Origin of the sequence: Alkalihalobacterium alkalinitrilicum, assembly GCF_002019605.1 — a bacterium.
GTDB classification, from domain to species: Bacteria; Bacillota; Bacilli; order Bacillales; family Bacillaceae_F; genus Alkalihalobacterium; species Alkalihalobacterium alkalinitrilicum.
Map to the genome: position 1 here is coordinate 3015718 of NZ_KV917368.1, position 15016 is coordinate 3030733.

The 15016-nt window shown below is 37.9% G+C and carries 13 protein-coding genes; 1 reads left to right on the forward strand and 12 read right to left on the reverse strand.

All coding sequences use genetic code 11. The features are described from left to right. Positions 1-155 precede the first annotated feature (155 nt). From BK574_RS14460 to BK574_RS14485, 6 genes are all read right to left on the reverse strand, one after another. Entirely contained in the window at positions 156-1022 is an 867-nt protein-coding gene (locus BK574_RS14460; RefSeq protein WP_078429097.1) for an N-acetylneuraminate lyase, read from the reverse strand. 1 nt (position 1023) lies between these two features. Further along, positions 1024-1743, reverse strand: a complete 720-nt coding sequence (locus BK574_RS14465; protein WP_078429098.1) for an N-acetylmannosamine-6-phosphate 2-epimerase — start codon at positions 1741-1743, stop codon at positions 1024-1026. A gap of 51 nt (positions 1744-1794) precedes the next feature. After that, entirely contained in the window at positions 1795-2643 is an 849-nt protein-coding gene (locus BK574_RS14470) for a MurR/RpiR family transcriptional regulator (protein ID WP_338020598.1), read from the reverse strand. Between the two features lie 13 nt (positions 2644-2656). Continuing rightward, on the reverse strand, positions 2657-3565 hold the full coding sequence (locus tag BK574_RS14475; protein ID WP_078429099.1) for an ROK family protein: 909 nt from the start codon (positions 3563-3565) through the stop codon (positions 2657-2659). Between the two features lie 197 nt (positions 3566-3762). Beyond that, a complete protein-coding gene (locus BK574_RS14480; RefSeq protein ID WP_238458025.1) occupies positions 3763-5466 on the reverse strand; it encodes an FAD-binding protein in 1704 nt (567 codons plus the stop codon). A gap of 48 nt (positions 5467-5514) precedes the next feature. Continuing rightward, positions 5515-7002, reverse strand: coding sequence for a sodium:solute symporter family protein (locus BK574_RS14485; RefSeq protein ID WP_078429101.1), 1488 nt, complete (start codon positions 7000-7002; stop codon positions 5515-5517). Positions 7003-7618: 616 nt separating this feature from the next. Here BK574_RS14485 and BK574_RS14490 point away from each other — a divergent pair. Further along, positions 7619-8050: an oxidoreductase gene (locus BK574_RS14490; RefSeq protein ID WP_158211666.1), complete on the forward strand. Its 432-nt coding sequence runs from the start codon at positions 7619-7621 to the stop codon at positions 8048-8050. A 585-nt stretch (positions 8051-8635) separates the two neighbouring features. On the opposite strand, the gene BK574_RS14495 is transcribed toward BK574_RS14490, so the two are convergent. The 6 genes from BK574_RS14495 to BK574_RS14520 form a co-directional block, all read right to left on the reverse strand. Continuing rightward, complete coding sequence (locus BK574_RS14495) at positions 8636-9397, reverse strand: SDR family oxidoreductase (protein WP_078429103.1); 762 nt, start codon at positions 9395-9397, stop codon at positions 8636-8638. A gap of 62 nt (positions 9398-9459) precedes the next feature. Next, positions 9460-10218, reverse strand: coding sequence for an SDR family NAD(P)-dependent oxidoreductase (locus BK574_RS14500; RefSeq protein WP_078429104.1), 759 nt, complete (start codon positions 10216-10218; stop codon positions 9460-9462). A 16-nt stretch (positions 10219-10234) separates the two neighbouring features. After that, complete coding sequence (locus tag BK574_RS14505) at positions 10235-11245, reverse strand: zinc-dependent alcohol dehydrogenase (RefSeq protein WP_158211667.1); 1011 nt, start codon at positions 11243-11245, stop codon at positions 10235-10237. 35 nt (positions 11246-11280) lie between these two features. Then, positions 11281-12255 carry an NAD(P)H-quinone oxidoreductase gene (locus BK574_RS14510; protein WP_078430877.1) on the reverse strand — a complete coding sequence of 325 codons (975 nt, stop codon included), beginning with the start codon at positions 12253-12255 and terminating at the stop codon, positions 11281-11283. A 90-nt stretch (positions 12256-12345) separates the two neighbouring features. Beyond that, positions 12346-13383 (reverse strand): tripartite tricarboxylate transporter substrate binding protein, encoded by a 1038-nt coding sequence (locus BK574_RS14515; RefSeq protein ID WP_078429106.1) that lies wholly within the window; start codon positions 13381-13383, stop codon positions 12346-12348. A gap of 102 nt (positions 13384-13485) precedes the next feature. Beyond that, on the reverse strand, positions 13486-15015 hold the full coding sequence (locus BK574_RS14520) for a tripartite tricarboxylate transporter permease (RefSeq protein WP_078429107.1): 1530 nt from the start codon (positions 15013-15015) through the stop codon (positions 13486-13488). Between the last annotated feature and the right edge of the window lies 1 nt (position 15016).

Genomic DNA, 15016 nt, shown 5'->3' on the forward strand with positions numbered 1-15016 from the left:
TTCTGTTTCATTAAAGCTAACCATAAGAAGTTAGTAAAACGGGATAAATCAAAAAGAAGGGCTAGCTTGAAAGCAACTTACATCCACTTATCAGCACAGCCCAACTTACACAGCTTTTTCTATTATTTAAACTGACGTCTTAAAAAGAGTAGATGCTACAAATACTTTTTGGCAATGGCTTGTGCGAAAGCTACCTTTTCTTCTGAGAGTAGTTCCATTGGTTGTCGGCAATATCCAGAGTCTATACCTTTAACTTTTAGAATTTCTTTGATTGTTTGATATAGTCCATTATTTAAAATGTCCGTAATTAAATCATTTGTAATATGTTGAACTTCTCGTGCTTCATCAATTTTTCCTTGTTGAGCGAGTTCAAAAATTTGTCTTGCCCGTTGACCATTTACATTAAATGTGCTACCAATAGCACCATCAATACCTAAAACGGTAGCAGGGAGAAGCATTTCATCAAAACCTGCATAAATTAACTTCTCTGGAAACGCCTTTCTCATTCTTTCTAGTAAATAAAAGTCACCAGCTGTAAATTTAACACCAATAATTTTTTCATTCTCAAAAAGTTCCGCAAATTGATCCAGGCTCATATTAACACCTGTTAAGAAAGGTATTGAATAAATAATCATCTTACTGTCGACAGCGTTTATTATGCTATTATAGTAATGTTTAATTTCATTAAAATTAAACTTGTAGTAAAAAGGAGTAACTGCAGAAAGTGCATCATACCCGAGGTCTGTAGCATATTTTGCGAGCTCAATTGCTTCTTTTAAATTAACCGAACCGACTTGGGCAATTAATGGAACTTGATCCTTTACTTCATCCTTTGTTATACGGAAAATTTCTTTTTTCTCTTCCGTAGAAATCATGAAGTTTTCACCCGTACTTCCATTAACATAAAGTCCATCTACCTTACATACATCCAAGTTATAACGAATAATTTCTCTTAATCCTTTTTCATTGATATTTCCGTCTTTGTCATATGCGACCATTAATGCAGTAATAACACCTTTCATGTTAAACCTCTCCTATACTATTATGTGATTTAATCTTCGTTAGGCTATTTACAAAACGTTTTGTAATTTCCATCGGTCTCGTAATCGCTGATCCTACAATACAAGCGTAAGCTCCAGAATCAACTGCTGACTCTAGATCGTCTGTTGTCCAATAGCCACCTTCAGCCATTACAGGAAGATCTAATTTTGTAGCTAATCTTTTCAAGAGCTCGATATTCGGAAGTTCTACCCCGTTTGTATAGGGTGTATATCCAGAAAGAGTCGTAGCAACAAGGTCAAACCCTAGCTCACTTGCATATACTCCTTCCTCATACGTAGAAACATCTGCCATAAGGAGTATCTCAGGAAATTTTTCTCTAACTTCTTGATAAAAATCTTCTAACATTCTTCCATTCGGCCTAATCCGATTTGTAGCATCGAGTGCGACAATTTCTGCACCTGCACGAGCGACTTCTTCGACTTCTTGTATCGTTGGTGTTATATAAATCTCACTATCGTCATAATCTCTCTTTACAATTCCGATAACAGGAAGATTGACTTCTTTTTTAATCTCAACGATGTCTTCATAACTATTTGCTCTTATGCCTACCGCTCCTCCCCGTTTAGCTGCCACTGCCATTTTAGACATGATGTATGAACTGTGTAGTGGTTCATCAGCTAAAGCTTGGCAAGAAACAATAAGACCTCCTTTCAATTGCTCGAAAACATGCTGTTTATTCATTGTTCCTCTCTCCTAGGACTCAAATTTAGTTTCTATCTCTTTCTAATCGACTTAATAAAGCTTACTTGATATATTCTCTGTAATTTTCATCTTGATGGCTTTAGCGTCTTCAACGTTTTTCATCGTTAAACCTGTACAGATTAAATCAATGAGATAAAGTTGAGAAATCTTTGATATTAATGACCCACTATCAAGCGGGCTTTCTTTCGCTGACGATAATAGTACAATATCTGCATATTTTGTTAATGGAGACTTCACGTAATTCGTCAACGCTATAACAGTTGCATGATTTTCTTTGGCAATCTGGACTGCATCAACAATGTCCTTTGTACTTCCAGTTAGACTTATAGCAATTACCACTGTATTTTCATTCATTGATGAAGCACGCATAATTTGAAGGTGGGAGTCAGTAATCACACTCGTTTGTTTACCAATTCGCATTAAACGATTTTGCATATCTAACCCAGCTATACCCGAAGATCCTATTCCAAATATCACAATGTCATTTGAGGAATCAATGATATTAATCGCTTCTTTTAAGTCATCTTGACGTATCATTTCCGACGAATCCTTAATCGCTTCAATAATATTCTTTTTAATTTTTTCGACGTATGTTTCTTCCCCATCATCTCGTGTTACAACAGATACTTCTTGTGCTAACAAAAATTTAAAGTCCTGGAAACCTTTAAAATTAAGTTTTCTAAAAAAGCGCAAGACCGTGGCTTCTGCTACCCCGCACGCCTCTGACAGTTCAGTCAAAGAATGATATAAAACATATTGACTATTATGACGAATATAATCGTATATCTTATTCTCTGACTTTGTGAAGGTATGCTTATGTTGTTCCATGATAATAGATGGTTTTGTTCCATTCATTTTGTTTAATTGTTGATTTGGCAATTTTAAGTCACTCCTATAGGATTTCAAATTGCATCATGAAGTTCTTTGTTGCACCTAAGAGATTTGCCTTATTTCCATATTCGGCTAATTGAATCTCTAGATTTCTAGCATGGTTCGGCATCACTTTCTGATAAACAGAATTTTTAATGGAATTTAACAAAAATTCTCCTTGTTCTGAAATGCCTCCACCAATAACAATAAGTTTTGGATTTATGATGTGAATTAAAGTTTTTAATCCTGTAGTTAAATCATCAATCCATTGATTATAAATCTGAATACTTTTCGTTTCTCCTGATTTTACATGAACAAAAAAATCAATTAAACTTATGGCGTGTCCATACTTTTTAGATACAAGGTCTTCAAGTGCTGAACTTGAAGCGTACTGTTCATAACAACCGTTACTACCACATGTGCATTTTTCCCCGTGGGGGTAAAGTGTCATATGACCAATCTCCCCTGCAGAAAAGCCTTGCCCAGTATATAGTCGGCCATTTAAAAATAAAGCACCACCGACTCCTGTCCCTAAAGTAATACAGAGAAAATCATCCGTATTTTGCGCAGCTCCCTGCCAATGTTCACCTATGGCTGTACAATTGACATCATTTTCGACTTTAACGGGTAATTTTAGTTGATCATAGATACGTTCTTCAATATTTAATCCTGTATAATTAGGGATGTTATCGGTCGCATAGACAACAATGCCATTATCGGAATCAATTTGTCCAGCTGTACTAATGGAAACTCCATGTATATCCCACTTTTTCATTAACTCTTTCGATAATAAGACTACCTTTTGAATAACAGCTGCTCCACCTAAATATGCATCTGTTGGCACGGATGAACTAAACAATAGTTGTCCTTCTTTATTTGCAACTCCATATTTTATCGAAGTACCGCCAATATCAAATACAGCTATTAACATATTTTTTCTCCTACCTCTTTTTAACCTGTCCACATATCCACCTGATCTTCTTTGGTCATTTACCTATATTCATCATACTACTTTGATAACTAGATGTCAATAATACAATACAAAATGATAACTAACTGTCATTTTGTATTGTATTGATCCTAACTGGCTCGAATAAATTAAAGTCAAAGCAGTTTCTCAAAAGTATTCTAATGATCAAAATGAAAGGCAATACATCCTTCTTTTTCCGAAATGTATAAGCGTTTATTATATTCTGATTTCTCATGAGGGTAATCTTCACGATAATGAGCCCCTCTACTTTCTTTTCTTTCTAGCATTGCTTTTAGTAAAAGTTGCGATAACTTTATAAAATTTCGAAGCTGAACAACTTGCTTTCTAGAAGCTTGATGTTCGAACAACTGCCGTAGATTTACATTCGAATTCATCTTATTAATTTCGTCTATCGCTGCAATGAGTTGTTGTTCTGAACGGACAACATTTCCCGAATACCACATCATTTCCTTTATCTTATCAATCATATGATGAATTGATTCTGCTTGATCAGCTTCCGATTTCGGCGTTACATCTTGTGCCGTTTCCCCACCTTCATTAAAGGTGTACAGTTCTTCTAACTGACTAATAAATTCAGATTCAGTAATGGTATAAAAATCTTTCTTTTGAATATATTCAACACAATCACTCGCCGCTCGCTTTCCAAATACCATACAAGCTCCCGTCGAGTTACCACCAAGTCTATTCGCTCCTTCAATATTACAAGAAAGCTCTCCAATCGCATATAAACCATCAATCCCAGTTCGCCCATACGTATCGATATACACACCACCATTACTCGCATGAGCGAACGGCGCAATCCGAACTTCATTATCTGTAAGATGAATATTTTTTTCTTTTAACCAGTTTAAATAGACGGTATAAAACTCTTCCTTATTAGCATAAAGCTCATTATTAAACAACAACTTAAATCCTTTTTCATTTCGAGTCGCAATGATTTCTTTCATCATCGCAATATCAAAATATTTCGATTCCAATGTATGAGTAAAAGGACCATGTGTACTTCTAATCTCCAAACATTTTTGTTTTGTTAATTCTTTAGGAAGATAGGCGTCAAGCAAACTTTGTCCATGATCGTCAACAATATCATCACAATACATTAAGGTTTGCTCCCCGAATAATGTTTTATATCGGGGAGTTGTAATACCAGGAATAAACTGAATAAATTCCATGTTAACCAATCGAGCGCCAACCTCAAGTGCAAGAATATGACCAGAACCATCCACATCGTTTGGATTTAAGTTGTGTTTATAGATACTTCCAAATCCACCAGAAGCCAAAATAATTGCTTTACACTCAACTAAAACGAATTCGTTGTTTTCATCTAAAAGAATCGCTCCAACAACGGTATTCCTATTTTTGATGATTTTAATAACAACCGATTTTTCTAGAATTTTTAAATCTTCATACTCAGAAAAAATAGTTTGAACATTTTCACGAATTTGATCCCAATCACTTAATAAATAAATATCTCGTGAATGATTAGCAAAGCAAGCTTTACGCTCTCCTTCTAACTTCTTAGCGTGAACACCAATATCTTCGTATTCGGTAACACTTTCTTGAATTTCTTGAACATACACAGCAGCTAAATCAGGTTGATGCATCCCTCTTCCCAAATCTTCAATATCGTCAAGAAAGAGTTGATGATCTTCTTGATCTTTCGTTACTTGTGTTCCTAATGATGCTTTCAATGGATAAAAACTTGAACCTGAGGCTACCTTCATCTTTGTAACCATGATGACGCTATTTCCTTGATCTGCTAATTCTTTGCTCGCTTTAATCCCAGCAAGTCCACTTCCAACGACCAATGCATCTGCTTTCATTTTTCTACTCAATTTCATCATACATTCACCCAGATCTGCGTTTGTATTCATTGTTTTATAATGTTATTACTTGTGATCATAATAAGTGAGCGGCTGATCTTCGGCCTTACTTTTACCAGAAAAAATTAAACTAAAAACGTATCCAAACACAATGGAAGTTACTAGGTTAATGAGAGAATATGCCCACAATGTTGTATCTGTGAAATAAGAAACATAAATGGCAACAATCGCTGTCGCAAAGAAACCGATGAGCGCTCCCTTTGTATTCGCTTTCTTCGTTAACACCCCAAGTGTAAATGTACCACCAATAATTCCTAGAACTAATCCCATTAATCCATTAAACCAAGCATAAGCCGAACTCACATCAGAATGTGCAAGAACAATGGCAAACGCGATTGAAAAAATACCAACAACAACCGATACAATTCTAGCGATGCGAGTACCTTTCTCATCACTTAAATCTGGTTTCAAAACCTTTTGAATATCTAATGTCCAGCTTGTCGCAACACTGTTTAACCCTGTTGAAAGTGTGGATTGACCTGCTGCAAATAAACCAGCAATTAACAGTCCAGAAATTCCAACAGGTAGTTCGTTTACAATAAAGTTCGCAAAAATTAAATCTGACTTTCCAGTTGGTAACGGTCCTGCTTGCTGAGTATAAAATACGTAAAGAGCAGTCCCAATGAAAAAGAATAAAGTTGCAGTACTAATAGAAAGCACACCATTAAAAATCGTCATTTTATTCATTTCTTTTAAATCGTTCGTTGTTAAATAACGTTGGACCATATCCTGACTTGAGATATAAGAAAATGCAGTTGAAAGCCCTGCTCCTAAAAAGATAATGAATAAACTATCTTTTAAAATATTTGGATCAAAAACGACCACATCACTAAAGAATTTGTTATCTTCAATACCCACTTTAAATACTTCTGACATTCCTCCATCGATAGCGAACAGAAGAACAATTAAAGCAAAAACACCGCCACCAATTAACACAACACCTTGGATAAAGTCAGTCCATAAAACAGATTTAATTCCACCGAATGCCGAATATACGGTCGCAATAACACCCATAAAGAGGATAATGAGGATCGGACTTAATCCCGTCACATATGCTAACGCAATCGCAGGCAAATACATAATAATGGACATTCGTCCAATTTGATAAATGATAAATAACAAACTTCCTAGCATTCTTAAATTTTTATCAAATCGTCTTTCTAAATACTCATACGCTGTGTCCAAATTTAAGTTTCTATATACCGGCAGGAAGAATATAATCGCAATCGGTACGGCGATAAAAAGCCCTAACTGCGCCACCCATAACTGCCAAGTGCCTATATAAGAATTTCCAGCAATTGATAAAAATGAAATAGGACTTAAAAGCGTTGCAAATAAACTAACGGATGTTACCCACCAAGGGATGGATCCATCTCCCTTAAAAAATTCTTTCCCTTGTATTTCCTTCTTCGCTACCGCTATTCCAACATACAAAATAAATAACAAATATCCGAATAAGATAATATAATCGATAATTGCAAATTGCCCTTCCATTTGTTTCCTCCTCAAGTTATCTCATGTAGTCAAGAGACTTTTTGTAATTATTTAATTTTTACTACTTGTTTCTAATACATTGAGTCACCAAAAAGACTGCTTATTAATATACACCTCCACTCCTTACGTTTATTTTTTATTTCCCCTTCGCCTGGTGGGAAATAGCTGAAAGCACTTTCAATAATCAGAATATATCATTTTGGTAGTCGATTGTCAATTTCATTTTAGTAAATGACAATTATCTATCAGAGTGTATTACTATTCATTAGACGTTCCCCCTAGAAAATACTTAACTTAACGTCAGGGGCCTGGTTCCTCAAGCTTTAACGGGGAGATTTTGCACAGCAAACTTCTCCTAATGTATGAGGAGTTTAAAGATATTGAAGGACAATTATTTACCAATTACTATGCAAGTAAGTTTTTCCAGCTAACCAAAATAAGTAGGCTTATTAAATATAGTTTGTTACGATATGTTAATTCATGAAGTATCTTCTAGTATATTGAATAAGGGCTAAATAAAAAAAGCTCCTTGGTCTGCCTTTAAACACCAAAGAAACTGTAAAAATCGGACCTTAATAGAAACCAAAGGAGTATACCAAAAACTCTATCACGGGGGGTGTTTAGCAGTACCAAGACTTACACCAAATGGAGAAACGGTAAGTGCCAGTGCGGTTGTCCTCTTGGAGATCGTGGGTTTTATCGTGTCGAGCAAACATCGAGAGCTCTAACTACGGAAGAAGTATATGAAATTATAAATGACTTTGGTGAAGCAACACGCCGTACCATTGAAGCTGGATTTGACGGAGAAGAATTGCACGGTGCAACAGGATATTTATTACAACAGTTTGTTTCACCACATTCGAACTTACGAACAGATGAGTTCCAAAACCGCTATTTATTTGCCATCAAACTGATTGAAGAAGTAAAGCGTGTTATCAAACAATACGCAACACAACCAGAAGAACCTGAAACATCTGGGATAACAATGAAAGAAACATTTGAGTTACTTGATACTTTGATTGAATTCAACATAATGAAGGTGAGTTAATTAGACACCAACTCACAACAACCGATTACCTTCAAGCTGTTATTCCAATGCTTTTGTGAAAGTAAATTTTAGAAGTCACGGGTTGGTTTCCAGATGTACGATAAATTAATTGGTAATACAAGAAAACTACCACATTCGCTCTTCCTTTTGCGAGTGTGGTAGTTTTCTTAATGCTGAAAGTAATTATTTAATAACTTAACATAGTAATTTTTGTAAACCTTCTGTTGGAATATCGATGATTTTTGAGTCTGCTTTTCGCTTTTTATAGTCATCAAGAGGGTGCTTACTTAGTGACACACTTTTTTACAATTAGCTAAACCAACCACTTTACATTTGAATTTAGATAAAAAGAGAAAAGAATGGTTCTGAGTGTATTTTCCTACTATCATCGTTGTTAACTGATTAAAAGAAATTCTCTTGTACGTATAATTAAATTTTTTCGTAACTGCTCGCGCGGGGCAATTATCACCAGAGTAGGTGCAATAATTACTATGTAAGGTGCAATTATTCCCGACCCAGGTGCAATTCCGCCAGGTACGAATGCAATCCACCGCCCCGCCCTGTCACAATTCCCCTCTACCTACCCTACACCATAAAAATACCTCCGTTTATATCTACTGTTGTTCCGGTGATATAACCAGCTTTTTCAGAACAGAGGTAGGATACTAGGGATGCCACCTCTTTTGGGGTCCCAGAGCGGCCAACAGGGATTTCGCTAATAAATTTTTGGTTCATCTCTTCAGTGGACGTCTTGGTCATCGGGGATTCAATTCTGCCTGGGGCGATACAATTTGCAGTAATTCCGTATGAGCCATATTCCGAGGCAACCGTCCGGGTAAAACCGCCCATTCCGCTTTTAGAGGCTGAATAATGAGAGCCGGCAATTCTGCCGCTTGTTCGTCCCGCTAGTGAGGAAATGTTGACAATGCGGCCCCACCCGCCGCGTTGCATATAAGGCAGGCTTTCCCTCGTGCACAAAAATGTACCCGTCAAATTGACATTTAGGACATTTTCCCACTCATCTAGCGGGATTTCGTGCGTGCTGCGGCGCTTTCCATTTACTTTTGGAGAAATTCCGGCATTATTGATAAGAATCTCAATTGTGCCGTACTTTTCACCGATATATTTGAAGGCGTCGATCACTTGTTGCTCATTACCTACGTCAAGCGTAACTCCTTCAACTTTTACATTTTTTCCCTTGAAATCTTCAACCGTTTTTTGTAGTTCATCCTCGATGATATCTGTTAATACTAGTGTTGCACCCTCGGCTGCTAGCTCAGCAGCTATTTCAGCACCAATTCCTCGGGCTCCACCTGTAATCACCGTAATTCGATCTGATAGTTCCATTCCTTTCACATCCTATTATTATTAAATATAAGTTCTTCAATGAAGCGTAAGTTCTCGTCGTATTACATATTCATTCTTGATTGGCCGCCGTCGACATTGATCGTAGCACCGGATACCCAAGAGGCTTTTTCCGAGGCTAAAAAAAGAACAACATTCGCTACTTCTTCAACGGTGCCAAACCTGCCTGCTGGGATCTTTTGTTGAATATATGCTTTAATTATGTCAGGATTTTGGTCTAAACGTTTCTGCCAATTGCCAGTGGGATGCAAGATTGCACCAGGTGCAACGGAATTCACACGAATTCCTTCTTTAATAACCTCGTCTGCTAATGCTTTTGTAAAACTAATCATTGCTGCTTTTGCATTATTATAGGTTGGCTTTCCGCCTGACTCCCTGCCTGTAATCGAGGAGATATTAATAATGCATCCTGACTGTTGTTCTTTCATAATTGGCAGAACCAGTTTGCTAAAATGAACGGCGGTATAATAATTTAAATTGATAGCTTCTTCAAATTGTTCGAGCGGTGTTTCATAAACGGTTGTCCCATTACTTCCACCGACGTTATTTACTAAAATATCAATCGTTCCGAATTTCTCCACATAGTCAGCAAAAGCTCTGGCTCTCTCCGATTGATCCATTGCATCGACTTGAATCGTATACACATCTTTAAGCTCTTTTTTGGCTTGCTCTAACCCTTCATTTGAGCGGGCCATAATCGTTACATTGGCCCCCTCCTCGATAAAAGTCGAAGCGATTGCTTTGCCAATTCCTTTTGACCCTCCCGTAATAAGTACGTTTTTTCCTTTTAGATGTAATTCCATGACTCCATCTCCTCACTTAAGGTTGAAGAAGAATTTTCGGTCCTCCATTATTGAGAAGCGATTCCAAACCCGTTTCCCATTTGTCTAATGGATAGATCTTGTCAATCAGTAGCTGTGCTTTGTCCTCACATTGAACCATTAATTCAATCGCATGGATCCAATCTTCACGTATCGCGGCAATACTGCCCGTAATTCTTAATTCTTTATAAGCTACGGTCATAAAATCGACTTCGATTTTCGATGATTTGGTTCCCACTTGAATGTATTGTCCTTTTGGTACAATCAGTTCGAGCCCCATATTGACGGCACTTTCATGTCCGGCACATTCAAAAACAATTGAAATCTTTTCAGCCCCGATTTCTTCTTTCCATTGATCATTCATGAACACTTTATCCGCTCCAAGAGCTGAAGCAATTTTCAATTTTTTTTCATCCATTTTTGTTCCGCAGACCAATGTTCTGCATCCGTGTTGTTTGGCAACCAACAGGGTGAGTAATCCAATTGTTCCAGGACCCGTAATTAATACTGTATCCGTTGGTTTTATTTCTGCTTTATACACAGCTCTCACTGCTACCGTTAAAGGCTCGATCATTGCTGCTGCTTCGTCACTAATCTGGTCAGGAAGGTGATAGATTTGATCCTTATGTAGAACAATATATTCTGCAAAACTACCATCTGCATCAAATCCAATTCGAGTTCGATCCTTGCACAAATTAAATTGACCTGTGTGGCAATATTGACATGTCCCACATGAACGTATCGTTGGCTGAGCGGTGATACGGTCACCTTTTTTTATATTGTCAACGGAGGCTCCAAGTTCGACTACCATTCCGACAAACTCATGTCCGACAACCACTTTCTCGATATTCTCCCTTAAATGGTATTGGCCCTTTAGTAGTTTAATATCTGTACCGCAAATTCCAGTGCAGATCACTTTGACCAATACCTGCTCATCCCCCACTTGAGGGATGGGTAGTGTTTCGACAACTACTTGATTATCATTTTTACGTAAGACAATTCCCTTCATTGACATTAAAACAATCAACATCCCTTCTTTTCTAGTTATCCGATTTTCAAAATAACTTTACCGATATTTTTATTGTCCTCTAGACACTTATGCGAAGCTTCCGCTTCCGCCCAATCAAAGACAGTGTCAATCACAGGCACTAATCTGCCATCCTCGAAGCGATCAGATGAGAAATTATAAAAGTCTTGAGTGAGTTTTACTTTTTCCTCAATTGTTCGAGACCGGAGTGTCGAACCTTTAATCTGAATTCTTTTCATTAAAATATCTCGTATATTAATTTCCTTTTGATAACCACCTAAAGCAGCAATAATGATCCATCTGCCATCTACTGCAATCGACTTAACATTATCATCCCAATACGATGCCCCAATAAAGTCTAAGATGACTTGAACACCTTTGCCATCTGTAATGTCGAGCACTCGCTCAGAAAACGATTCTTCCTTATAATTGATCGTATAGTCAGCACCAAGAGATATACATGCTTCCAACTTTTCTGCGCTTCCAGCGGTAACAATTGAAGTTGCCCCCTTCTCTTTGGCTAACTGAATTGCTGCCGTTCCAACTCCACTCGCTCCAGCATGAATTAAAACAATCTCACCTTCACTTAATTCTCCAAGTTGGATCATCTTTAAGTAGGCTGTTAAATAGGCTTCTGGAATCGCCGCAGCCTGCTCGAATGAAAAATTGTCCGGCATCCTCATGGCCATACTCGCAGGAATCCTTGCTTTTTCGGCATAACCGCCGCCTGGTAAAAGCGCAAACACACGGTCACCAATTTCCCAATCATTCACTTTGGCACCTACCTTTTCAACAACACCAGCCATTTCTAGTCCTAGAATAGGGGACTCACCTTTTGGAGGTGGATATAGACCTTTTTTCTGAAGTAAATCAGCACGATTCAGTGCAGTTGCCTTAACGGATACTAACAATTCGTCTTCACCACATTGCGGATCTTCAAAATCTCCAAGATACAACTCTTTTGTTTGTTCATCTACTAATACTGCTTTCAATCCTCTCGCCACCTTCGTAAAAGTCTTAAATGGATGAACAGGTATTTTATCAATCGATAAAATACCTGCCCCTTTCACAATTCTTTTTCTTTACTGATTCAATTGCTCAATGAGCTCACCGTAAACGTCATACATTTCTTTCACTACTTCTCCATATTCATCACCAGCCATCCAATCAAGTGGTAAATCCATGTTTTCTGCTACTTCAATAAATTCTGGATCTGCAATTGTCTTTTGAATTACATCGCTCCACACTTCGATAACTTCATCAGGTAACCCTTTTGGACCGCCAATAGCTAACCATGAAGTAATGTCAAAGTCGTATCCAACTTCTCTCGCTGTCGGTGTATCTGGTGATAATTCCCATCTTGCGTCACTTAATGAAAGTAATAAACGCAAATCTCCATTTTCTATAGCACCCTTATAAGCTCCTGGGTTATTGATTCCAAAAGCAGTATGGCCACCAAGTAACGCAGACATTGCTTCTCCACCGCCATCAAAACCAATACTCTTCCATGATGGTACATTATCTTCTGCTTGGTCTAACATCATCATACCTAGAGTCGTAATTCCACCAGGACCAGAATCACTATAAGCCATACCTGGATTTTCACGTGATGCTTCTAAAAATTCGGCATAATCGGCATAAGGTGCATCAGCTTTTACGGCAATACCGTAAAGATATTTACCCCATCCACCAATGTAAGTAAAGTCATCTACTGTATACGCCACTGTTTGATTATGTGGTGTAATCGTTAACGGCTGTAAAGACGTATTTCCTAGTGTATATCCATCTGCCTCCCGTCTAGCTAGCTCTGATAATCCAACCGTACCACCGCCACCAGTGACATTTTCTACAACAACTGTTTCCCCTAAATATTTTTCAGCTACAGCGAAAAATTGTCTATAGGCAAGATCCGTTGCTCCACCCGCTGAGTATTGGACATAGAACGTCACCGGTCCTTCTGGATAACTAGATCCAGACTCAGTTGCTTCCTCTTCAGATGCTCCTCCGTTACTTGCTTCATTGTTTCCATTTTCATTTCCCGATTGAGTCTCCTCAGAACCACATGCTGCTAAGAATAAAACTAAAAATGCTACGGCTAAGAACTTGATGATCTTTTGCATACCATTAACCCTCCTAATTTTTAATAGAAATTGATTACTAGAAACCTTAGTTATATATCTGTGTATCACCACCTTAAATGGATTTAAACTTATACAATTACACTATTGAGACACAGATTTTCCATTATTTTCAGCTCTTGATTTAATAAAATAACTAACAACTGTAACTAACGTAATCGCGATAAAAACTAAAGCAATCGGTCTTTCAAAAAAGAATAAAAGTCCGTTATCTGAAAGTGCTAACGTTTGACGTAAAGAACGTTCAAAGATCGGAGTTAAAATAAAGCCGATCAGAAGCGCTGTTGTTGGAATGCCAAACTTATTTAAGATATAACCAAGCAATCCAAACGCAAACATCACCTTAACATCGAACATATTTTGGTTGTAACCGAATGTACCAGCTATACATAACACCATAATAATTGGCACCATAATTTGAATTGAAATGTTTTTTACTTTGATAACACCTCGTACAAAGTACCAGTTAAACACAAAGTTCATGATAATCGCCATGATCATCCCTGCATAAATCCCATAGACGATCGCACCATTATTCACAAAAATTTGCGGACCAGGCGTGATCCCTTGAATCGTTAATGCCCCTAAAATTAAAGCAGCTTCAACATCGCCTGGAATACCGAGTGCAAGCAGCGGAATTAAATTCGCACTAGCTACAGCACTGTTAGCGGCTTCAGGAGCAGCAACTCCATGAAGTGAGCCTTTTCCGTAATTTGGATCCTTCGATATTTTTTTCCCTGTACGATAACCCATAAAAGCGGCAATGGTCGGCCCAAGTCCAGGAAGGGCACCGATAAATGTTCCAACACCGGCAGAAGTAAACAACACCTTCCTTGTTCCCTTCACTTCTTTCCAAGTCAGTTTTGAATCTCCTAGTTGTACATCCACTTTTTGCTCTGCTTTCTCTTTCTTTCCTTTGTGATCCTTGATTTTTTCGCGAATGACATCTTCAATTTGCCTAAACACTTCTGGAAGGGCCAGAAGTCCAATCAATACAGCAATCAATGAAAAACCAGATGACATTTCCATCGAACCAAATTCAAATCGGGGAACTCCAGTCACTGGATCATATCCCACTGTAGAAATTAAGATCCCAATTCCTAGGGCTAGAAACCCTTTCATCAAGGCTTTATCAGCAACCCCTAAGACCATAGTAAAAGCAAATAAAATAATAGCGACATATTCCGGTGGCCCAAACATCAAAGCTGCCTTGGCAATTAAACCAGCAAGTAAGATTAAGGTAATACAACCGATTAAATCCCCGACGGACGAGCCAATCAGCGCCATCCGTATCGCTTTCCCTGACTTCCCTTGTTTCGTTAATTGATAACCATCAATTCCTGTGGCAGCTGCTGCAGAAGTACCTGGTGCATTAAATAAAATCGAAGCAATACTTCCACCAAATAACCCACCTTTATACATAGCGGTCAACATGGCGATCGCAGCAACTGGGCTTAACGTAAATGTGATAGGAAGCAATAAGGCAATTCCCATCGTTGAAGATAGTCCTGGTATCGCCCCCATCACCGTACCAAGCACTACTCCCAAAAAGACTAATAAGACATGATGGGGCTGGAACATCATTTCCAGTCCAGCTAGAATATCAGCACCCACT